19 protein-coding genes are annotated in these 22,124 nt (G+C 45.4%); 12 read left to right on the forward strand and 7 right to left on the reverse strand.

Features of this window, described 5'->3' with window-relative positions; genetic code table 11:
• The first annotated feature begins 44 nt into the window (after positions 1 to 44).
• Complete coding sequence (locus P5683_RS13705; RefSeq protein WP_315639857.1) at positions 45 to 458, forward strand: glycerophosphoryl diester phosphodiesterase membrane domain-containing protein; 414 nt, start codon at positions 45 to 47, stop codon at positions 456 to 458.
• On the opposite strand, the gene P5683_RS13710 is transcribed toward P5683_RS13705, so the two are convergent.
• Positions 455 to 883, reverse strand: coding sequence for a hypothetical protein (locus P5683_RS13710; RefSeq protein WP_187757754.1), 429 nt, complete (start codon positions 881 to 883; stop codon positions 455 to 457). The genes P5683_RS13705 and P5683_RS13710 overlap by 4 nt on opposite strands.
• Before the next feature lie 67 nt (positions 884 to 950).
• Between P5683_RS13710 and P5683_RS13715 the strand changes: the two genes are divergently transcribed.
• The 8 genes from P5683_RS13715 to P5683_RS13750 all read left to right on the forward strand — a co-directional run bounded on the left by P5683_RS13715 (position 951) and on the right by P5683_RS13750 (position 11,135).
• Complete coding sequence (locus P5683_RS13715) at positions 951 to 1,271, forward strand: hypothetical protein (RefSeq protein WP_006623674.1); 321 nt, start codon at positions 951 to 953, stop codon at positions 1,269 to 1,271.
• A gap of 52 nt (positions 1,272 to 1,323) precedes the next feature.
• Positions 1,324 to 3,456: a pentapeptide repeat-containing protein gene (locus P5683_RS13720; RefSeq protein WP_006668573.1), complete on the forward strand. Its 2,133-nt coding sequence runs from the start codon at positions 1,324 to 1,326 to the stop codon at positions 3,454 to 3,456.
• A 147-nt stretch (positions 3,457 to 3,603) separates the two neighbouring features.
• Positions 3,604 to 4,755, forward strand: coding sequence for a DegT/DnrJ/EryC1/StrS aminotransferase family protein (locus P5683_RS13725; RefSeq protein ID WP_035759161.1), 1,152 nt, complete (start codon positions 3,604 to 3,606; stop codon positions 4,753 to 4,755).
• A 76-nt stretch (positions 4,756 to 4,831) separates the two neighbouring features.
• Positions 4,832 to 5,737 (forward strand): cyanoexosortase B, encoded by a 906-nt coding sequence (crtB, locus tag P5683_RS13730; protein WP_315639855.1) that lies wholly within the window; start codon positions 4,832 to 4,834, stop codon positions 5,735 to 5,737.
• The gene (locus P5683_RS13735) at positions 5,712 to 6,431 is read left to right on the forward strand and encodes a cyanoexosortase B system-associated protein (protein ID WP_315639853.1); all 720 of its coding nucleotides are present in this window, start codon (positions 5,712 to 5,714) and stop codon (positions 6,429 to 6,431) included. Before crtB ends, P5683_RS13735 begins: the two co-directional genes overlap by 26 nt.
• Positions 6,432 to 6,452: 21 nt before the next feature.
• Positions 6,453 to 8,048, forward strand: a complete 1,596-nt coding sequence (locus tag P5683_RS13740; RefSeq protein WP_006668575.1) for an SLBB domain-containing protein — start codon at positions 6,453 to 6,455, stop codon at positions 8,046 to 8,048.
• Positions 8,049 to 8,210: 162 nt separating this feature from the next.
• Positions 8,211 to 10,436, forward strand: coding sequence for a tyrosine-protein kinase domain-containing protein (locus P5683_RS13745; RefSeq protein ID WP_006668576.1), 2,226 nt, complete (start codon positions 8,211 to 8,213; stop codon positions 10,434 to 10,436).
• Positions 10,437 to 11,135 carry a 4'-phosphopantetheinyl transferase superfamily protein gene (locus tag P5683_RS13750; RefSeq protein ID WP_315639852.1) on the forward strand — a complete coding sequence of 233 codons (699 nt, stop codon included), beginning with the start codon at positions 10,437 to 10,439 and terminating at the stop codon, positions 11,133 to 11,135. It begins immediately after the preceding gene.
• A 33-nt stretch (positions 11,136 to 11,168) separates the two neighbouring features.
• Here the strand turns inward: P5683_RS13750 and P5683_RS13755 are convergent, their stop codons facing one another.
• Positions 11,169 to 11,759, reverse strand: coding sequence for a hypothetical protein (locus P5683_RS13755; protein ID WP_006623666.1), 591 nt, complete (start codon positions 11,757 to 11,759; stop codon positions 11,169 to 11,171).
• Between the two features lie 131 nt (positions 11,760 to 11,890).
• On the reverse strand, positions 11,891 to 13,015 hold the full coding sequence (locus P5683_RS13760; RefSeq protein ID WP_008053981.1) for a ParM/StbA family protein: 1,125 nt from the start codon (positions 13,013 to 13,015) through the stop codon (positions 11,891 to 11,893).
• A gap of 622 nt (positions 13,016 to 13,637) precedes the next feature.
• Here P5683_RS13760 and ftsH2 point away from each other — a divergent pair.
• The 3 genes from ftsH2 (at position 13,638) to P5683_RS13775 (ending at position 17,611) form a co-directional block, all read left to right on the forward strand.
• Positions 13,638 to 15,527, forward strand: a complete 1,890-nt coding sequence (ftsH2, locus tag P5683_RS13765) for an ATP-dependent zinc metalloprotease FtsH2 (RefSeq protein WP_006668579.1) — start codon at positions 13,638 to 13,640, stop codon at positions 15,525 to 15,527.
• 275 nt (positions 15,528 to 15,802) lie between these two features.
• Complete coding sequence (locus P5683_RS13770; RefSeq protein WP_006623663.1) at positions 15,803 to 17,113, forward strand: aminopeptidase P N-terminal domain-containing protein; 1,311 nt, start codon at positions 15,803 to 15,805, stop codon at positions 17,111 to 17,113.
• Between the two features lie 153 nt (positions 17,114 to 17,266).
• Positions 17,267 to 17,611 carry an SH3 domain-containing protein gene (locus tag P5683_RS13775; protein WP_006623662.1) on the forward strand — a complete coding sequence of 115 codons (345 nt, stop codon included), beginning with the start codon at positions 17,267 to 17,269 and terminating at the stop codon, positions 17,609 to 17,611.
• A 51-nt stretch (positions 17,612 to 17,662) separates the two neighbouring features.
• Here the strand turns inward: P5683_RS13775 and P5683_RS13780 are convergent, their stop codons facing one another.
• From P5683_RS13780 to rcbX, 4 genes are all read right to left on the reverse strand, one after another.
• Complete coding sequence (locus P5683_RS13780; RefSeq protein WP_187757750.1) at positions 17,663 to 19,426, reverse strand: hypothetical protein; 1,764 nt, start codon at positions 19,424 to 19,426, stop codon at positions 17,663 to 17,665.
• 21 nt (positions 19,427 to 19,447) lie between these two features.
• On the reverse strand, positions 19,448 to 21,046 hold the full coding sequence (locus P5683_RS13785; RefSeq protein WP_006623660.1) for a glycosyltransferase family 39 protein: 1,599 nt from the start codon (positions 21,044 to 21,046) through the stop codon (positions 19,448 to 19,450).
• 120 nt (positions 21,047 to 21,166) lie between these two features.
• Positions 21,167 to 21,502: a ribulose bisphosphate carboxylase small subunit gene (locus tag P5683_RS13790; RefSeq protein WP_006623659.1), complete on the reverse strand. Its 336-nt coding sequence runs from the start codon at positions 21,500 to 21,502 to the stop codon at positions 21,167 to 21,169.
• Positions 21,503 to 21,550: 48 nt separating this feature from the next.
• Complete coding sequence (gene rcbX / locus P5683_RS13795) at positions 21,551 to 21,916, reverse strand: RuBisCO chaperone RbcX (RefSeq protein WP_006623658.1); 366 nt, start codon at positions 21,914 to 21,916, stop codon at positions 21,551 to 21,553.
• Positions 21,917 to 22,124: the final 208 nt, after the last annotated feature.

Here is a 22,124-nt window from a genome sequence, read left to right on the forward strand (position 1 = left end):
CCATGGATTCCGTTCTCAAAGCTGCGTCCTAACCACCTTGACTAATGCTATATATAGGGTTGATGTGGATATCAGCCCGCCTGTATATATGTGACGTGATTCTAGCCGTAGAAAACCCGATGACTGCCACCGGAGCAATTAGCAAGAGTTGGCAAATAACCAAAGAATCAGCCTTTAAAATTATCTGGATTCTGATAGTCGCAGGTCTAGCCACGTTCCCCGTCAGCATTGGGGGTCAGTTGATTATGACAATCAGCCGATTAGTTATCAGTGTAATTTTGCCGTATGACTTAGCAGCTTTGGTGAATTTCTTAATTATCTTGGCTGTGTTAATTGCAATGAGTGCGCTGACTTGGCCGTTTTTCCAATCCATTACAGCAGTGATTTACTATGACATAATCAGCCGTAATGGGAAACAGAATCGAGTCACCGATCGCCCCAAAAAGCCAGAAATCTAGGGCTTACGGTCAGAAATAGAAAGGCTATAAGGATGTTGAGACTGTTGGCGATCGCCAATAAAAATCCGATAAGTCCCGCGAGTACCATAACCGGAAAACTGTAAAATAGACCCAGAGGGACTCTCCGGGAGTACACAATAGCGACCAGCCGGACCATCAATCAGTAAAGTGGGAGCCCCAGCCGTCTGTACAGTAATACTCCAATATGGTAGATCCTGAGTCACATCCAGAATATGATTAGGACTCTCAGCGATCCAACCACAGTCTCGGCTATTAGAACTTCCCCCCGAAGTTCCCGATAAAGTGACAGCCACCCCAGGAGAAACCGATCGCCTGTCAGCCAAAGCCGACTCCGCCGCAGCCAGAAACAGGGAAACCCCCAGAAGTCCAGCGGTGAAAACTTGACCCAAGTTAATATTAGTCATAACCCACCCTCTTAATCTCCTTGTACAATGGTAAAGCGTTGTTTTATATCCCCGGAGGAGAAATCCCTTGAACTACCAAGACGACCCGAAAATCAATCGTCGCCTCGAGGAACTCGAAGCCGAAGTTAACCCCAATGCACCCATAAATCCCACCCCCTCCAACTTAAACAGCAGCCTAAAAACCCTATATGGTCAGTTGATGGCGCGGTTCAAGAGATTACCCAAAGCCGGACAGATAGCCGTAGCCAGTGTGGGAGTCATCGCCGGGTTAGCCCTATTAAAAACCCTTGTCGAATTAATTTCCTTAGCCATAAGTCTTGCGGTAGTCGGGGTGATAGTGTACATAGGTTATCAAGTATTCAAATCATCCCAAAAACCCAAGATTTAAAGAAATCTGCTTAACCCATCATCAAAGATTCAGACAAAGGCAATTATTAATTATGGCTAGTCCGACTGCAAACCGACCCAGCATCGACCAACCAACGCCTACCTGGCAAAAACAAGCCAAACAACTCCCCTTTTGGGTGCGTCGCTGCAGTGCTTGGGCGGTCGAGATCTCCCTAGTAATCGTGGGGGGATTAGCCCCATTGACCATCGGTGCGATTGCTAATCGCGGTTCTGTGTCAGTCCCCCTCAACCCAGTAGTCAGAGGAACAGCCGAAACTGTGGCAGCTACCTTGGGACTACCAATGCGCGATCGCCAGCCCCGTGTATCTCCATTGACGAATTTCTTTTGGTCTGGTGCCTTAATTTTGCCGATAGCGATCGCCTCCTGGCAGCTTTATCTATTGTCCACCACCGGACAAACCCTTCCCAAACGCTGGTTTGGGGTTCGTGTAGTCAACTCCAGACAACTCCCCCCCGGATTTTCACGGATTATCGCCAGGGAAACCATCGGGCGTTGGGGCATTCCCGTCGGTATCGCCTATCTAGTTTGGCAAGCGACAGGCGCATTCCCCAATCTCCTGGTATTTATGGGGTTATCGGGAATTATGCTCGTCGCTGACGGACTAATGGGGCGGCGCTTCCACAGTCGCACCGGACACGATTTGCTGGCTGGTACTTATGTACAACCCGCGGCGACTTCCTTCTTTACCAATCCATTTACCTCCTACGACTGGGAAGAAGAAAACCAATCCGTCAAAGCGATCGTCTTGACCTCTAAGCCAAAACTCCCAGAGTGGAATTTATGGCAATGGATGCGACAATATCCTGGCTTAACCCTAATTATCGTCGGTAGCGCCAGCATGGCAGCGGTTTTGGGAACCTTTATTGGTACTCAAGTTTATATTCAAAATCAAGCCAACCTTCGCGCCTCCCAAAATCAAGATAACGAAATATTCCTGGCGCTGGTGGGTCGCCTTTCTCCCACCGCCAACACCGACCCCGCACAACGGCGGGGAGCAATTTTAGCTTTAGGAACCCTACAAGACCCCCGCGCTGTTCCCCTATTGGTGGATTTACTCGGTCAAGAAGATGACCCCATATTGCTAGAGGTGATTCAACAGGCTTTGGTGAGTACAGGTCCGGTGGCTTTACCTAACATCCGCAAACTGAATCAAGCCTTGAGAAATGACCTCGATTTCATGAGGTTTGGGGCGGACCAACGGCAAAGACGTATTGTTTCCCAACGACAGCAGGCTACTCAAAGGGCGATCGCCAAAATTCTCAAAGTCTATGGCGGTTTTATCCAACAAGCCGATCTCAGTCGTGTTCATCTCGGTCAAACTACCACCCCTCCCGCTCAGTTTACCCTCGTACTAGACCAAACCGACCTATCTGGGATCAGTTTCCGCAGTGCGATCATGACCCATGCAAATTTCCGTAATAGTCGCTTTGCTTCACCAGGACCTGACGGACGTTTTAACACCTTTGACGACTTGATCTCAGACCTCAGCGGCGCTGATTTGACCTCTGTTGACCTCACAGGCGCTTTTATGAGTCCCGTCATCATGCGGCGCACTAACCTGTTAAATGGGACCCTAGACCGCGCTAATTTATCAAATGCTGATTTGAATGGCAGTAATTTTAGCAGTGCTAGTCTGATTGGCACTAACCTAGAAAATGCTAATCTAAAAGAAGCTAGTTTGACCGGAGCAGATATCACTAACGCTAATCTGTCACGCTCAGACCTCAAATTAGCCCGTATGAGTCAGATTAACGCCCAAGGAACCCAATTTATGTTTGCTGACCTCCGGGAAGCAGATCTACAAAGGGGTTCCTTATCCGGCGCTGACTTCCAAGGCGCTAATCTTCAGAATGCTAACCTCAGTCAAGCTCAACTCACTGGCACTAATTTTAGAAACGCTAGGTTACAAAATGCTAACCTGAGTAATGCTGACCTGAGTTTAGTTAACCTACAGGGTGCTAGACTACATGGCGCAAATTTTGAGGGGGTGACCTTTGTGGTTAATCGGGAAACTCGCACTGATGAGTTTATCGAAGAAACCCATCAAGGTGAAACCTCAAACCGAATGCAGGGGGCTGATTTTTCCAGAGTGCAAAACTTGAGTGATGCTCAAATTACCCATATCTGCAATCAAGGCGGAATTCATCCTAATTGTGGGTCATGAAACGGCTTTTAAATGCAGTTAGATTCAGTGGTATGGTCATAAGGGATTAACTACTGAACCCCCCCAGACTCCAGCTTTATTTTGGTTAATTCGGCTAATTTCACCGTAAAAAATAGACACCCAAATTGTTCCATATTGGCTAAAATCATGACCGATTCTATGGCACCTATTCCCTTTGTTGATTTATCCTTTCAATATCAGGAACTTACCGATGAAATTGAAAAGGCAATTCATGCAGTAATTGGACGCGGAGATTTTATTCTGGGACGCGCTCTGCAAGAATTTGAGGCGGATTTTGCTACAGCCTGTGGTGCAGAATATGGGGTGGGTGTCGCCTGCGGAACTGATGCGATCGCCATCGGTTTACAAGCCTGTGGGGTGAAACCAGGAGACGAAGTTTTAGTCCCAGCCAATACCTTTATTGCTACCATTATTGGCATTTTGCAAGCCAGAGCCAAACCCGTTTTGGTAGACTGTGAATTAAACACCGCTTTAATTGATATAGCCGCAGCCGAAAGGGCGGTCACCGAAAAAACTAAGGCGATTTTACCAGTGCATCTATATGGTCAAATTGTCACCCCTAGCCAACTGCTGGACCTAGCCCTAACTCATAACTTAATTGTATTTGAAGATGCGGCACAAGCTCATCTGGCTACCTGCGAAAACTATCGCGCCGGTTCTATCGGTCGCGCCGCCGCCTTTAGTTTCTACCCTAGCAAAAATCTAGGCGCTTTTGGTAGTGGGGGTATGGTGGTGACTTCCGATGAAACCGTAGCTAAACAGGCGCGAATTCTGAGGAATTATGGCGCACCGGAAAAATATGTGCATACGGAATTGGGAACTAACAGCCGCTTAGATACTATACAATCCGCCGTTCTTAACGTCAAATTGCGTCATTTACCAGGGTGGAACCGCGATCGCAATTTAGCCGCCGAACAGTATGATGTTCAATTGATGGTACTCAAAGAATATGGCATTATCCCCATTTACAACTACAGTGAAGGCGGTCATGTTTATCATCTGTATGTAATTCGTGTGACCGAGGAATGTTCCCTCACTCGCGATCAGCTACAAGCTAAACTGAATGAATTAGGGGTGCAAACAGGTATTCACTATCCCATCCCCTGTCACCTACAACCCGGTTATACTGATCTGGGATACAAAGCTGGAGACTTTCCCAAAACTGAAACCCTCAGCCAGCAGATTCTATCTTTACCCATGTATCCTGGAATTACCAGTGATCAGATTAATCGGGTAGTCGCAGCTATTCGCACAGCCTTGGGAATTAAAAACGAGTAGGTGCGAGGTGTTCGCGACCAAATAGGGACATCGAATCAGGTGGGAATGTGGCTCGATTACAGAATTATTAAGGCTTATGGAAACTCAACCGAAAATTCCTGTGGCGATAGAGCGAAATCTATTTATCGGATTGGCTTGCGCCTTGTTGGTGTTATTATACGGCCCTTTGCTCGTGCATTGGTACGATGGCTGGCTGAACAAAAGCATTAGCATCGAACATGAATATTTTAGCCACGGCGTAATTGGTCTACCCTTCGCGGCTTATATTGCATGGAATAACCGCCACCAGTGGAACAAACTACCCAATCAACTGGACCCCTTGGGGGGAGTATTATTAGGACTCGGTGGCGTTTTCTACCTCAGTAGTATCTCCGATTTAGTCAATCTGTCCTTTCCGATGATTCTAGCCGGACTCTGCCTCTGGCTCAAAGGAATACCTGGGCTAAAATTACAGGGGATAGCCTTATTATTTGTGCTACTGGCAACCCCTAACCATATCCCCTATCTGATAGAGCCTTTAGCCCTGCCTCTACAAACCTTTATCGCCAATATGGCGGGATTTGTTCTGATCCAGTTTAACGTCCCGGTGACAGTAGATCAAATCTATCTCTATGTAAATGGACAAATTGTTGAGGTAGCGCCGCACTGTGCAGGCCTGAAAATGTTATTTACCAGTCTGTATGTCGGTTTAATGTTATTGTACTGGACGGGTGCGATCGCTTCGAGAACCAAAACCATCCTCTTCTTGGTGGCAGCAGCTTTGACGAGTATTGTCGCGAATATTATCCGCAATACCCTATTAACTCTGTTTTTCGGCACAGGTAATCAAGAACTTTTTGATTGGCTTCATGAAGGGTGGGGAGGAGACCTATATTCTGCTTCTATGTTGGGTCTATTGGTGATTGTGATGAAATTAATGCAATATTATTTCCCTGAGCAAGAGGAATCCGAAGATAATGGACAAATCAGCCCCGAATCTTGAACCCACCAGCCATGAAACCCCCAAACTACAGCTAAAACCCTCTCAATGGGTACTATTGGGATTTCTCCTAGTCCTATTTTTGGTAGGGACCCTTCCCGGTTTCTTTCGGGGTGGCTGGTCCTGGTCAGATATGCCTGATATTCAAGCTCTCCCTCAACTGCAAACCATTCGCCGTGAGGGTTTAACCGTACCAGGGTGGGAAACTACCAATCATGATACCATTCAAGTGGGGGCGAGGAGATGGTCTTTGCAGAGCCTCAAACAAAATGATACCGAAGTCCTGCTATTGCTGTTTCCCCAAAACTATTATAAAGACCAGCCCCAAGTCGAATGGATGGATATGCAAGGGTTACAGAGCCTCAGAACTGACTCCCATCGTACCCTGCAATTGACCCTAGACTCCCCCCAACCAGTGACAATTAACGCCAGATTTTTTCGGGCTTGGAACCCCCACCAAACCTATGCCCTTGTACAATGGTATGCTTGGCATAATGGCGGTTCTCCCGCACCAAGTCACTGGTTTTTTGCCGATCGCCAAGCTCAACTAAGAGGCGATCGCGCTCCCTGGGTAGCTGTCAGTATTATGATTCCTATGGAGCCTTTGGGTGACATAGAAACAGTGGCAACTATAGCTCAATCCCTCGGTCAGGATATCCAAAAAGAATTGATGACCACGATTTTCCAGCCAGAATAAACAGTTATCCACAGTGTTGATATGGGCGCTAACCTCAACCCGATTAAATCCCTATTCCTCACCAGTCTCTACTCAGTGGCGAGTATTATTCCTTTAGCCATCATCACCAGTGGCGGAAAGTCTATGGCTCAAAGGATACCTGATCGGTGCATCTTACCTCGCTCCTTTGTGAATCAACCCCTACCGAGAGGCGGCGGACAACCCGCACCAGTACAACCGGACTGGCCTACACTATTAGAGCTTTTCCGCAATGTGGATGCTCCCATTCAGACCAGACCCTCTGGTATTCCGGTGGAACCTTCTGTGTTTGAAGGCCCTGTTGGCGATCGCATGAAAAGTTATGAGCTAGGACCTGGAGATCAGATTTTTATTGATGTGTTTGTCAATGGTCAGCGTTCCCAAGAATTAACTATTCCCAATGCTACCATTGGTCCTCAAGGTTCCCTAGCTATGCCTTTAATTGGTCTAGTGGAATTGGAAGGATTAACCTTAGAACAGGTGCGCCAGAATATTCAACCCCGCCTAGCTCAATTTGTCAGAAACCCTGAAGTTGTCGTCTCTCTGGTCAATCAGCGACCGGTACAAGTCACCGTGACCGGAAAAATTGCCAGACCAGGTTTTTATCCCCTACCATCACCACAGCTAATTGTCGCCTTGACTACGGCGGGGGGAACTAGACCAGGGGCAGATTTACGACGGATTACTGTGCGCCGGACTTTACCCACCGGACAAACCCTCGAAACCCAAATCGACCTATTTACCCCCCTATTATTGGGTATGGAACCGCCTAATATTCGCCTAAGCGATCGCGATGTGATTACAGTTCCCACTATGGAGGTTAGCCCATCAGAAGGCGTAGAGCGAGATCTGTTAGAAAATTATAGTCTGGCTGCTGCACCAGTTCCCGCCCAAGTAACCGTCGTTGGGGAAGTTGTGCAACCAGGTTTCTATACCCTCCCGGCTGGGGGTTCTCGCGTCTCTACGGCTCTGTTAGCGGCCGGAGGTGCGACATTAACTGCTGATTTGCGTACCGTCCTAGTTTGTCGCACTACCGTTGATGGTCGAGTTTTAGAAGATATCATAGATCTATATACACCCTTAGCAGAAGCTACGGCTCTCCCGGATGTTTCTCTATCTAATGGTGATTCGGTGATTGTACTACCACTAGCTCCTGATGTGGATGAGAGAGACTACGATCGCAAATTAGTGGCTAGTTCAACTTTAGTTAACCAGCAAATTACCGTCAGAATTCTTAGTTATGCCGGAAATGCGATCGGTGCTGTAGCCTTACCCAATGGTAGCACCTTTATTGATATCCTCGCTAATGTACCTTTACAAACTGGAGACCTCGATAAAATTGCCCTGATTCGATATGACCGACAATCTCAACAAACAACTACTCAGATTCTGAATGGTAAAAATCTACTTAGAGGAGACCAAACCGACAATATTCTACTACAAGATGAAGATGTGATTGTGATTAATCGTAATCTGATTACCCAGGTCACTGTGTTTCTCAATAACTTTACCCAACCCTTTCGCGATGTCCTCGGTTTTACTCTCTTCTTTCAACAACTCATTAACTCGGCTGAACGATTATTTGGACCCGACCAATAACAGAATAATTAAAGGTATACAGCTTGTTGATAAATTGTGCTAAACATTACCCTCACCCTAAATCCCTCTCCCATGGGGGAGAGGGACTTTGACGGCCTATGGCATGATTACTGAAAAGGCTGTAAATACCAAATTGCTATTACCCAAAATCCTGAGATTGCCATGACTTTACCAATTGTTAAACGCTATTTAATCGCCTTTGAAAACTATAAAGTTGCTGGATTAGCCGCCTTTGTAGTAGCGTTGGGAATTTCTGGGGGGGTGGGTATGATTTTGGAAGCGCCGCCAAGACCTCCCTACGAAGCCAGAGGAGTTTTAACCTATAAAAATCCGCCCGTTTTGTTCTCCCAAACAGGTCAGAATATTCGACAGCAAGGACAACAACTCACGGACCGGATGTTACTACAACCCCGTGTGATTGAGGCGGTGTTAAATGAAACGATGATTACCCCTAGAGATTTTCGTGCTAACGCTAGGATTCAAATTAGACCGGGAGAGGGTGGTCAACCGGGTACAATTCAAGTCACCTTTAGAGATTATAATCGCGATCGCTCTGTGGAAGTGGTCAATGTATTAATGCGGGAGATTATCGAACAGAGCCGTTTAATTAATACCGAACAACTCCGCAATATTATCGACACAATTCAAGATCGCATGGGACCAGCGAGAGCGGACTTGAGAGAAGCTGAAAATACTCTGGAAGAGTATGATAGGCGAGAAGGCGCTACTTTATTGGCGATCACAAGTGGTTCCTTACCTCAGTCGATTATTTCCAATAGAAATCATGTAGAACAGCTTGAATTGAGACTGGATTCTATTAATGCTCAAATCGCTAGTTTGGAAGGTAGACTAGGATTGAATGTCGATCAGGCCTATGTTTCCCAAGCGCTGACCGCTGATCCAATTATTGCTCAATTGCGAGTACAACTGTATCAAATTGAGTCTCAGTTAGAGTTTCTCCGTAAGGATTTTACCGATGCTCATCCCCAGGTAGCAGATTTAATTAAACAACAACAGGCAAGCGAACAGCAATTACAAGCGAGAGCTTCTGAGGTTCTCGGAGGTCATGGAGTGGCGGCTCCCCTGCGACAGGTTGACCAAATTCGGGTTGATTCTTCCTTAGACCCCTCCCGACAGCAAATTGCTCAAAATTTAATTAACCTGCAAACTCAGCAAGAAACTCTACTCCAAGAAATTGCTACTAGCCGTGAGGTGGGACAAAGACTAGAACGGGAATATGCCACTATTCCTAATAAGCAAATGGAGAAAATGCGGCTAGAACAACAGGTGGGTTATAGACAGGCTCTCTACGATAAAATGCAGGCGCAATTGGCTGACGCTCAGGCGGCGGAAGCGGAAACGGTGAGCAGTTTACAGGTGGTTCAGGAGGCGGCGGCTCCTGATGTGGAAGATCCACCACCACCACCTAGTTTAATCCTGGTCATGGCTGCGGGTGGCTTTGGTGGGGTGATAGTTGGTGCGGTGCTGATTTTTGCGTTGGGTATACTTAGCGGTAAATTCTACACCTGGGAGGAGATTCAGGGCGCTTTGAAAGAACGAGAAATTCCGATTCTGGGGGTGGTTCCCAATGTTTTGGATGACCATGCGGATTGGGATATGCCTTTACTACTACATCATAATTCTCGGTATTTGGAACCTTATGAGCAGGTGCGTAGTAATTTGTTCAGTAACGGCCAAAAACCTCCGAAGGTGGTGTTGATGACTAGCACTAAGGGACCGGAAGGTAAGACTCTGACAGCCTATAATTTGGCGATCGCCTCCGCGAGAGCCGGAAAACGGACTTTGATAATTGAGGCAGATTTGCGATCGCCAAGCCAAGCTGAGAGAATGCGATTGGCTATTGATTCTCAAGACCGTTGGGAACCTTTGCGCTATTACGGAGATTTGAATAATTGTATCCGCATGGTTCCAGATGTGGAAAATCTCTATGTGATTCCCTCCCCGGGTCCCTTAAAACAAGTGACGGCGGTGCTAGAGTCTAGTGAGATGCGACGTTTACTTAAAGAGGTGCGCCATCGCTTTGATGTGGTGATTGTCGATGTACCTGCTTGGAGTGATCATAATGATGCCTTGACTCTGGAACCGTTAACTGATGGCATGGTTTTGGTGGCTAGAGCTAATTGTACTATGTCGGCTCAGATGAATCAATTGGCTGATCAGTTGACGGAAACTGATGAGGAGCAAACTGGACCGAAAAAATATCGGCCGAAGTTACTTGGTGCTATTATTAATGGGGCTGAACTCGGTCTTCTGCCTGAAGATGATGGCGAATTGATTGATATTCAGGGTGTTGATTCTTTGGATCGTCCGGCTTTACCTAGGGATTTACAGCCTATTCCTCAATTGCCTTCTGGCGCTAGGCGTTAAATGTGGCAACGGGTTCATTTTACCCCGTTTGGGGATGATGCGATCGCTCCGAGCGTCGAGGTTTGGCAGGCTGATTTGGATTTGAATTTAAGTCAAATTGCTGGTCTGGAAGGACTCCTAAGTGCTGAGGAAAGACAAAGGGCGGCGCGGTTTCGTCGGGAGAGCGATCGCCTCCATTTTACCGCCGCTCGTGCCATTCTCCGCCAGATTTTAGCCTCTTATGTGGGGGTGGCTCCCCAGGGGTTGGAATTCGCCTATACTCCCCAGGGAAAACCGGGTTTAATTACCGGAAATTCTCAGGGTGAAATTCAGTTTAATCTTTCCCACTCCCACGGTAAGGCTCTATATGCGATCGCCTTGAACCGCAGAGTTGGTATTGACTTGGAAAAAATCCGCCCCCTGGATGGATTAACCTTAGCCAAACGCTTTTTTTGTGAGGCGGAATATTCCCAACTTTATAACTATCCAAAATCCGCACAAAACCGGGCTTTTTTTCAGCTTTGGACTGCGAAAGAAGCCTTACTAAAAGCCACTGGTACGGGATTAATGGGCTTAAAAGATGTGGAGATTTTACCCCAAAATTATGGTCAACTTTTCCGGGCTAAAATAGTTGGATATTCCCCCCAAGATTGGTATTTAAAAACCTGGGAAATTGACAATTGGGCGGCAGCTATAGCAGTAGAGACCCTGAATAAATAAGCCAATAGCAACTCTCCCAACAGTAACTTGATGTTAAAAATCATCCACCAGGGAACTCAGACGCTGAAGCAGTGGGTCGGCTTCTTGGGGGTGGACGGGTTCTGGTGGTGGGGGAGGTGGCGCAGTTGACCGAGGGGGTTCTGGTGGTGGGGGAGGTGATGTAATTTGGGGTAATTGACTAGGTATTTGAGCGATCGCCTCATTGGTAGCATCTAGTTTAGATGCGATCGCCGACTGAAATTGAGCAAGCTGCTGGGTTAACTGATTAACCTGACTCTCAAGTTGTTGGGTTTGATTTTCCGTTTTTTGGGCTTGTAGCTGTCGCTCCAAAACCCCTAATTGCCTCTGGAGACTCAATAAACCCTCTTCAATAGGTTTTAGATTAGGAGGGGGGTTTACAGGTCTTTCCGAGGTAATTTCCGAGCGGTAATCATTGTTAACCACAGGGGTCTGTGTGGTGGGAGAACTCAACAGAAACTGCCACAAAGCCTGTTTACAGAGATTGCTAAAAGTTTGATATTTGGTGAGAGATAGCTCCTTTTCGATCGCCTCTAACAGAGTTTGATCAGCAGCATCCTCAGTAAAAGTAACCGACTGCGTAAGTTTTTTATTAACCCAGAGCATAGTTAGGTAGGACGTATGGGCAGACCTGCCAATGAGGACTAACCCAGTTTAGCAGTAATTAGATCTAATTTCACCCCCAAACAGGCTATCCCGTTGAGAAACCACCCAACGGGATGAAAAAAACCAATTAATTAGCGTTTGGCTAGTTGAGCTTCCCCATAGACATATTGTCCTAGGGCGTTGGCTTTACGAGCCGGTTGAGTCAGATGAGCTCTTAACTGAGCGTCTTTGAGCAGGGGTTGTAAATCTTGCCAGAAAAACTCACCACCGCCGCCAGTAATCACTACATCTGTGACCCTTTCTGGGAGCCATTTTACCACGCGATCGCAAAGATCCCGTGCAAAAACCTTACGCAACTCAGGTACAATTTCATCTAGGTTAGCAGGTTTAGTCGCGCCTCTGGGACGATAAAAACGCTGTCCTTGAGGTTTATGTACTGCCTCTAGGAGGAATAGGGATTGAGCATCGGCTCCCTCAATCTTAGCGGCGACTTCCTCATAAAACTTACTCATGGCAAACACTTCACTCTGAGAAACCCCACGAGCAAAGCGGAAGCGATCCACAGTCAAGAAATCCGTAGTTTGATGTCCCACATCAACAACAGCTACAGAAAGATCCGCAAAGTTAGGCGCATCCTTGCTGCCCTGGGCTTCACACCAAATCAGGCTACCATAGCCTTCTGGCATTACCCGAACACTCTGGATATCAACCACTACTTGCTCACCCCTAAAGACCAACGTATTGGGTCCAGTGAGGAGACTAATAATTTGTTCTTTCTCCCGCTCAAACTGTTCTTGAGAGTAAAATGGTAAGCCCAGCACCACATCAAGATCACCTTTAAGGTTGAAATATCCCACACAAGCAAAGATCTTAATTAGGGCATCGTTCACCTTGGAGGGGTTGGCGGCGGGATCTACGCCAAACAGACTTGCTCCAAAATCAGCAGCCAGTTGACCTACGGCAAAACCATTTCCCTGATATTCCAGCCATAGATCCAACAGTGGATCGGTGTTTTTCGACTCAAAGCCACCGCCACGGGCTTTTTCTACACTCATTTGGGCAACATTCGAGGGAATAAAAACCACATCTGCGGGGTTGCGACTAATACAAGATTTAGTTGCGGTTCTCCCCAAGTCAACGCTGAGAATCGTTGAGCGGCCGACTACAGTAGTAGTGGTCGGTTTGGTTGTGGTAGTGGTAGCTTTAGCTAACGGTGACTGTGACTGTGACTGTCCGGGCTGTTTGTTACTCTGCATCTGAAAAATCCGTTACTTCACGAAGACTCAAAAATTGTGACACTCAGAGGGACTAAGTCCGTGAGATTCTTCTTTCGGCCATCAGACTTGCCATCGGGAACTAAAGTTCTCAACAGTCAAGCTGAGATCAGAAGAAGCGTTTGGGTTGCCTCACAACCCAGTTGACCAGTACATCAGGGTACTTAAATCTCATGCTTTCGATGTTAATTGCCACGTTGCCGCCCCATTCTCACAACTTGAATTCAGAAATATGAGTTTGAGTGTCTAGCAACCTTCTGACAATTCTCCCATAGTTATAACTTTCCTGAGATTTAGATATAGGCAATCCAACAACGGTAACTTTACCCTACTTCGCGCGCGAAATAATCATCTCTAACTACAATTCCTAGGATTATAGCCTGCTGTCCCCCATTGTCAGATTATATCCCACTGATATTTTTCCGTATCAGGACTTTTCCCCCTCATCAACTGTAGCGGGCCATTAAACTCCCCGGCCTGGTTGCCTGATCACAGACTCTTACGTTAAATTTAGTTAAGATTATGAATATCTTTAATCTTAGCCATTAACTGGGCTGAGTTTTAAGAAACTTCTGATGTATAGGACATAGAGGCAACGGAATTTATGAAAACGTCTTGGAGAACAATTCTGCTATGGACGATCCCGGCTCTGGTGATCGGGTTCTTCCTATGGCAGGGTGCTTTTGCTGCTTCCCCGACAGATATAGCCCAAAATAATACAGCCAGCACTCGCATGACTTATGGCCGATTCTTAGATTATCTCGATGCTGGGCGCGTTACCAGTGTCGATCTATATGAGGGGGGACGGACGGCGATCGTCGAGGCAATTGATCCTCAATTAGACAATGGAGTGCAGCGCCTACGGGTCGATTTGCCTAATAACGCCCCGGAACTAATTTCTCGCCTGCGTGCTGCTAATATTAGCTTTGACTCTCACCCTCCCCGTAATGATGGCGCGATTTGGGGACTTTTAGGAAATTTGGTTTTCCCGATTTTGTTGATTGTGGGACTGTTTTTCCTGTTCCGCCGTTCTAATAATGTGCCGGGTGGCCCTGGTCAAGCCATGAACTTCGGTAAGTCTAAGGCTCGTTTCTCTATGGAAGCCAAAACCGGGGTTTTGTTTGATGATGTAGCCGGGGTTGAGGAAGCTAAAGAAGAACTCCAAGAGGTGGTTACCTTCCTGAAAAAGCCGGAACGCTTTACGGCTGTTGGGGCGAGAATTCCTAAAGGTGTTTTGTTGGTTGGACCTCCGGGAACTGGTAAAACTCTCCTGGCTAAGGCGATCGCTGGTGAGGCTGGGGTTCCCTTCTTTAGCATCTCTGGTTCGGAATTTGTGGAGATGTTTGTTGGGGTTGGGGCTTCCAGGGTCCGCGATTTGTTTAAGAAGGCTAAGGAAACTGCCCCCTGTATCGTCTTTATTGATGAAATTGATGCGGTCGGTCGCCAGCGTGGTGCTGGTATTGGCGGCGGTAATGATGAACGAGAACAGACCCTTAACCAGTTATTAACTGAAATGGATGGTTTTGAGGGTAACACGGGCATTATTATTATTGCTGCTACTAACCGCCCAGACGTTCTTGATTCGGCTTTGTTGCGACCAGGAAGGTTCGATCGCCAAGTTATAGTCGATGCTCCTGATATTAAGGGCCGTCTGTCAGTTTTGGAAGTTCACGCCCGCAATAAAAAACTTGCCGATCAGGTGTCTCTGGAAGCGATCGCTCGTCGGACTCCCGGATTTACTGGGGCTGACCTGGCGAACCTACTTAATGAAGCTGCTATCCTCACCGCCCGCCGCCGCAAGGAGGCTATTACCATGGCGGAAATTGATGATGCCGTTGATCGGGTAGTGGCGGGTATGGAAGGAACCCCCCTCCTTGATGGTAAAACTAAGCGTCTGATTGCTTATCATGAGATCGGACACGCGATCGTTGGTACTCTGATTAAAGATCATGATCCCGTTCAAAAAGTAACCCTAGTTCCTCGTGGACAGGCTCGCGGTTTGACCTGGTTTATGCCTGATGAGGATCAGGGTTTGATTTCTCGCTCTCAAATTCTCGCTCGTATTACCGGCGCTTTGGGCGGTCGCGCCGCTGAAGATGTGATCTTTGGTGATGCCGAAGTTACCACCGGCGCGGGTGGAGACCTGCAACAGGTGGCGGGAATGGCTCGTCAAATGGTGACTCGTTATGGTATGTCTGACCTCGGCCCGCTGTCTCTGGAATCTTCCCAGGGTGAGGTTTTCCTGGGTCGGGATTTTGCTACCCGCACTGAGTATTCTAATCAAATTGCTTCCCGCATTGATTCTCAAATTAAAGCGATCGCCGAACATTGTTATCAAGATGCTTGTCAAATCATTCGCGATCACCGCGAAGTTATCGATCGCCTAGTTGATTTACTCATCGAAAAAGAAACCATTGATGGAGACGAATTTCGGCAAATTGTAGCCGAATACACTGAAGTTCCCGAAAAAGAACGGTTTGCTCCAGTATTATAATTTCTCTACCTGAGAAATCGCTCTGAAAATTTCCGCCCAGTTTCTTATTCAAGAGACTGGGTTTTTTCATGTACCCCCCATACCCTACAATTTTGCTCATACTTGCTCCCCCTTCGACTCCGGGAAAGGGAAACCATATCCAGCCACGGGAGGCGACGCGCTATATTAATCACCCCCCACTCACCCATCATTATCAATTACCAATCCCGCTTGACAGAATGAAATCTGCTATATTATCAAACACCACAAGAATCTTTATCAGGAACAGTTAACCAATGACCACACCAGTAGAATATAAACAGCGTCGCGAACAGTTAATGGCTAAAATTGGTGGGGGTACTGCCATTTTTAGAAGTGCGCCCACAGCAGTTATGCACAACGACGTTGAATATTCTTACCGCCAAGATAGCGATTTTTTCTACCTAACTGGCTTTAATGAACCCAACGCCGTCGCCGTCTTAGCACCCCACCACGAAAAACATAAATTTATTCTATTTGTACAACCCAAAGACCCCGAAAAAGAAACCTGGACAGGATATCGAGTTGGGGTTGATAATGCTAAAACTATTTATGGTGCTGACGAGGCTTATCCCATTCATGAATTAGACGAAAAATTATCCCAATACCTGCAAAAAGCCGATCGCATTTATTACCGACTAGGACCTGATCAACAATTTAACCAGATAATTCTCAACCATTGGCAAAATTTAATCCGGGTTTATCCTAAACATGGCACAGGTCCCATTGCTATCCAAGATGCTGGCACAATTCTCCATCCTCAAAGGCTAATTAAAAGCCCCAAAGAATTGGAATTGATGCGAAAAGCGGCGGAAATTTCTGTAGATGCTCACCAGAGAGCGCGAGAATTTGCTCAACCCGGGAAGTATGAATATCAGGTACAAGCTGAAATTGAATATTTCTTTAGTCAACATGGTGCGACTCCCGCCTATCCTTCCATTGTCGCCTCTGGTGAAAATGCTTGTATTTTGCATTACATTGAGAATAATCGCCAAATGCAAGACCAGGATTTATTGTTGATTGATGCGGGTTGCGCTTATCAATATTATAATGCTGATATTACTCGCACTTTTCCCGTTAATGGTAAGTTTACACCAGAGCAAAAAACTATTTATGAGTTGGTTTTGCGCGCACAAATCGCCGCCATTGAACAAGTGAAACCAGGAAATCCCTATAACCAGTTACATGATACGGCGGTGCGGGTTTTGGTAGAAGGTTTGCTAGATTTAGGATTACTCAAAGGCGATATTGAGGAGATTATTAAGGAACAAAAATATAAGCATTTTTATATGCACAGAACCGGACATTGGTTGGGTTTAGATGTTCATGATGTCGGGGTTTATCAGTGGGGTGAAGAACCGCAATTATTGCAGCCAGGACAGGTGTTAACTGTGGAACCGGGGATTTATATTAAACCGGATATTAAACCCGTGGAAGGACAACCAGAGATCCATGAGCGATGGCTGGGAATAGGGGTGAGAATTGAGGATGATGTCTTGGTGACAACAGATGGTTATGAGGTTCTTACGGCTGGAGTCCCTAAGTCGGTGTCAGCTATGGAAAGTTAGGCTTAATTTGGGGGTGGAATTTATGGTAATTTCTACCCCGGTTTAAACTTACCCATGAGTGACCAATATTAAGTTTGGTTAAAAAATGGCTGCTTACGGTCGATTAACAACTATAATGGAAATAGTCAAATCATCACCAACAAACACCGATAAATGAATAATTGGTCTGGTTCTGTAATGATTTCAATAATCCTAGTCACCGCTACGGGTTGGGGAACAGCAGCGATCGCATTTACTGATTTTGACTCTGTTAAACCGTCTCAGGAATTACAACTCGCTCAAACCCCTGTAGGCGCTTGTATTGTCAATGACCCTACCGGAACTCCCTTAAATGTGCGAGCAACTCCTGCTGGTAAAATTGTTGGTAGTTTACCCAATGGAACTCGCGTAATTTTAGGAATAACAGACGGTAGAGAAGGACCAAACTGGACTCGCATTATCGGACCCATAGAAGGTTTTGTTTGGAGTCTATATTTAAGTAATTGTGTTTATCGATAAATAACTACCATCAAACACTACATAAACCGGGTGGGAGGACTATTTGACGCGCTAATAACCCGGTAAATTCGGGTCAAGACCTAATAATTTCATAGCTTTTTGGTGGCTTTCCCAAAGATATATAACCAAGACCATAGCACAGGATATTATTGTGAGCATGAGACTCTGATAATAAACACGCAATAAGTTTTGTTTTGACTGCTTAATTTCCGACATCAACTGTTTAAAGGTATCATCCCCAAATATACTGAATGATAAATTATCCACTGCGATCGCCCAAATTTCACCATATTCTGGTACTGTTAACAATACCTGATTTTCTGCGATCGTCATGTTAGAAATATCAGTAGTTTCTGGTAGCCAAACTTTGCGGGGTCTCGACCAGTTAGGATCGAACCTAATCAGGTTATAACGGGAAAAGGAACTTTCAGAAACTAACACCCACCAAAAGCCCTGGTTATCCTGTTCCAAAAATATCGGAAATGTTTTTCCACTGTCTGCGACAGTTAAAGCGATCCTCCTTCCTTCGATGTAGTAATTTGTATGATCTCTTAAGAGTTTTTCCCAGGAGCGAATTATCCAATTTTTAGGTCGAGTTGTGTGGTCAGGAAGACACTCCGTAATAGGTCGTGGTGGTCGAACTGTATCAATTTGTTGATCTGGGGTAATTTCCAAGCCTTCGCTATTGGTTAACCAAGTAATCAGCCGAAAATTGTTACTATCAGCAACAGCCAATTTTCCGTTATTGTCAATGGTGATACCGTTGGGATAACACAGTAACATTTCTTCCTCGGTGGGTAAAATTTCTTCCCCTCTGGTACTTTCGAGAATTTCCCCATTCATGGTTAAGGCGACCAGGCGATGTCTGGCTGTGTCCGTAGCATAGATTAACTGTTTTTCGTGATCAACAACAAATTTAAAGGTACTGCGAAACTCCCAATTTATTCCTGTATCTTTCTGAAAACCTGATAATTCTTGACAAGTATTTTGGTCTAGTTGACAATATTCGATTCTTCCAGTTTCCCAATTTCCGAGAAATAATTGAGAGCGATCGCTTACCTGTAGGTCTGTTATTCCTTCTCGAATACCTAAATCTTTTAAAGCATATTTATTGTGCAGATTTCCTTGAGAGTCTAAGTTATATAAATAACGATGATCCGTCGTAAAAACATCACCATTGGGACTGGCGCTAATAAAGCCTAATTGTTGAGGATACGCCGCATTGAAGCTACTATAAATCGTCGTCAACAGTCCAATAAACATCACCACTATTAGGGACTGAACAAATATTTTTAACTCTTGTGTTGGTTGACCATAGGAGATGATTCCACCCCGAAAATGAGCCGATAGTTGATTAAACACTTCTCGAGTTTTCCGGCGGTCTATATTACCCCATATATCAGTAACCACAAAGTAATAACTTCTCTTTTTGCGGGGGTTAATAATCCGAATCAAAGGAGGTATTTTCGACGATATTAAAACTTTGGGATTCATCAAAACCACTTCTGCATCTTGGTCAAATTCTTTGGTAATCAGTCTATAATCATCTTCATAACGCATTACACCAATGATTTTCCGCTTTCCATATTGTAAAACTCCCGGGGTAGTTTCCGGATTAGTTATCATCGTGATTTCCTCGATTTTATGTTGAAGAATAAAACCGACTAGACACTGGTTAGGTTGGCGGTAATTGTAATTATGCTTAATATCTTTGAAGGTTCTATAATGGGATATTCGTTGATAAATTCTCACAAATATACTGACAATTACTGTCATTATAACAATAATTAGATAAACCATCAATATAGATTTCATAGGACTACAACTCCTCTGCAATTATTGAACTTTCCACAGGTCTGGGGTCTCCAGGACTTGCTCAAGGTCGCCATAATTTTGCTGTAACAACTCTTGTAATTCCTGAGAAGGTCTAAATACAAAAATGGTGGACTGTTCAGGAATTAATTGTAATGATGGTTGATTACTCATCAGGATAAGTTTCACATCATTATTTAATAGATAACTCAGGGAGATTAAATCTCCTGTATTAGTACCATTTCCCGCATCGGAAATTAACACAGATGAGTTGGCTTGATTAATTTCGGTAGCCACTTGATGATTAAAATAGCTTAAACCTTTATCCCACCAAGTTGATGAAACTGTACTCAAACCCAAGGAAATAATACTAAAACTTAGTAATATGGCTAATACCCACAGCCACAACTTTTCACCATCTAATAATGATTTACGACCGCTATTAAGGTGGGTTCCTAATAAAAAAGCGATCGCTATTTGAATAGCCGGAAAACAAGCGATCAGATACCGAGTGACAGAGGAACGTTGTCCTCCCCATAATAAATCTGGTAAAACCAGCAGGATAAACGGTATCCAAATGGCAGTTAAAATAAACAATCCGGTTTGACTATCATTGGTTTCACTTACATAATACAGAGCATAAATAATGAGCAGTAAAAACGGCAGCCTAAATAAATACGTCCAGAAGCTGTTAAAGCCAAAGTCAATATCAACTAAAACCGACGTAAAACTGAGCAGCCAAAACTTGGATAAATCCAGTAAACTCATCGATTGCTGAGTCCAACTGGTTAAGGTTTGAGCCTGTTCCCAATTATGGATAATAACAGTTATCCAGGGGAGATAAAGAACCAAAGTTAAACATATAGATATCCCCAACTGAATGAAAAACAAAGACAGACGTGGTTTATAATTCCGTCTCGGTTCTGACCCAAAAATCAAGATTCCCCAACCGATATGACTAGCTATAACTAATCCAAAAAATAAATGGGTATATAGTCCCAAAGTGCAGGTGATTACATAACCCAACCACCACAGCCAATTGTTAGTCCGACTCCCCTTGAGTAACATGAGACTAGAGGCGATAATTAAAGCCGTCATTAAGCTGTATTGACGAGCGGTTTGCGCTAATAATACATCCACCGGAGAAACAGCTAGTAAAGCGGTAGCCATGAGGGAAATTAGCGGAGATTGAAATAATTCCCAAGCTAAGGCATAAATAAGCGGTAAGGATATTAAACTAATGACGGCGGGTAAAAGACGGGAAGCTAAAATCGAACTGCCAAAGCCTCGCATCCAACCCCTAGCCATGAGATAATATAGGGGGGGATGATGGGGGTTTCTATGCAGAGATGCGATAGTATCGGCGGCGGTGCTATCGGGTTTGAGGCGTTGATATTCTAGGACTTCTGAGGGGGTAAAAATGCGATCGCTGAACAATTGCTGATCTACCTGTTCCCGGGTAAAACCAGCCGATCGCAAATTGGTAAAAACTTCATCATGGGAATATAGTTTGCGATCGAGACTCGCAAAACGAAACAACACCCCCAGGACAATCACGATCATTAACAGAATAACCAGGCGACGGGGTAGACCACCTGTAAACACCTTTGGTTGGTAGAGCATTCCTGTGGTTAAGGGTTTTTATCGATTCTACCAATATCATAAAGGCAGGGAGTCACCCCTGCCTCAAAATTTTAGAAATTGGCGGTTAGCCTAATCCTAGATTAAATTTTAGCGGGTGATTTAGTACAGTGAGCCAGTGGGACGGTGAACGATAAAGCTGAGAACTTGGCACTGCTTCACGTTATCAAAACCCATAACGCGGATAAAGCACTTAGGATATTCCCGACGGCATTCGTCGATTTCCGCCATAACTTCGCGAACGGAAGTTGCATTAAACAGAGGCAACTTCCACAGAGTCCAGTAGTGTTGCTCAGGCGCAGAGGATTCGCTGAATTCTACCCCAGCAATAAAGCCTTGCTCAAGAATATACTGAAGCTGTTTCTGGGTCTGAGCATCAGTCAGAGGGGGTAAATAGGACAGAGTTTCGTAACGGCGCTCTTTTGGTAGTGTTTGCATTGTGATTTTCCAGGGTAGTTGTTGAAATTAATTATTTAGGCTCCGACCTTAGTCGGGAGGGTTAGTCTCTGAAGTAGTGAGTTGCGTCATTCGTTCCAGGTACTGGCGGCGATGTGCCATATTTCCCTGCTGAATCCCCTGCCGAACCATCTCCGGTAGATAACCCGCCACCTCTTCAGCGAGATGATCTCGGACGGTCATCACTCGGAAAGCCAGTTCTTGATTTTCCTGTAACAGTTCCTCAAGATAAGCCTCACCATCCTGGATTTTCCCCTGAGAGGAAAAATCACTTAGCCAGATAGCTAAACCAGGGTTAGTCTCTGTCAATTGGTTGGTGATGATGATTACAGCTTGGTAGGTTAGGTAACTTGTCAGTACCTTGGTCGTGTCCTTAGCAACTTTTTTGATATCCATGTTCCGACACCAACCCTCTGTTAAGACTTCAAGTTTGAGATATTGGATTGAGTTGTATCCGTAGCTCTCCAAAATTGTCAAGTTAGAGGAGTTGCCCAATCCAAAATCACGTAAAACTCCTGGGAGGGTTGGAAGCTCCGTGATTTATCACAGAGAGGAAAACCGACTCAAGCGGCTTTAGCCGCCAGCACCCCCTTGCGGGGTGGAT

This window comes from Limnospira sp. PMC 1279.21 (genome assembly GCF_032349615.1).
Taxonomy (GTDB): Bacteria; Cyanobacteriota; Cyanobacteriia; order Cyanobacteriales; family Microcoleaceae; genus Limnospira; species Limnospira fusiformis.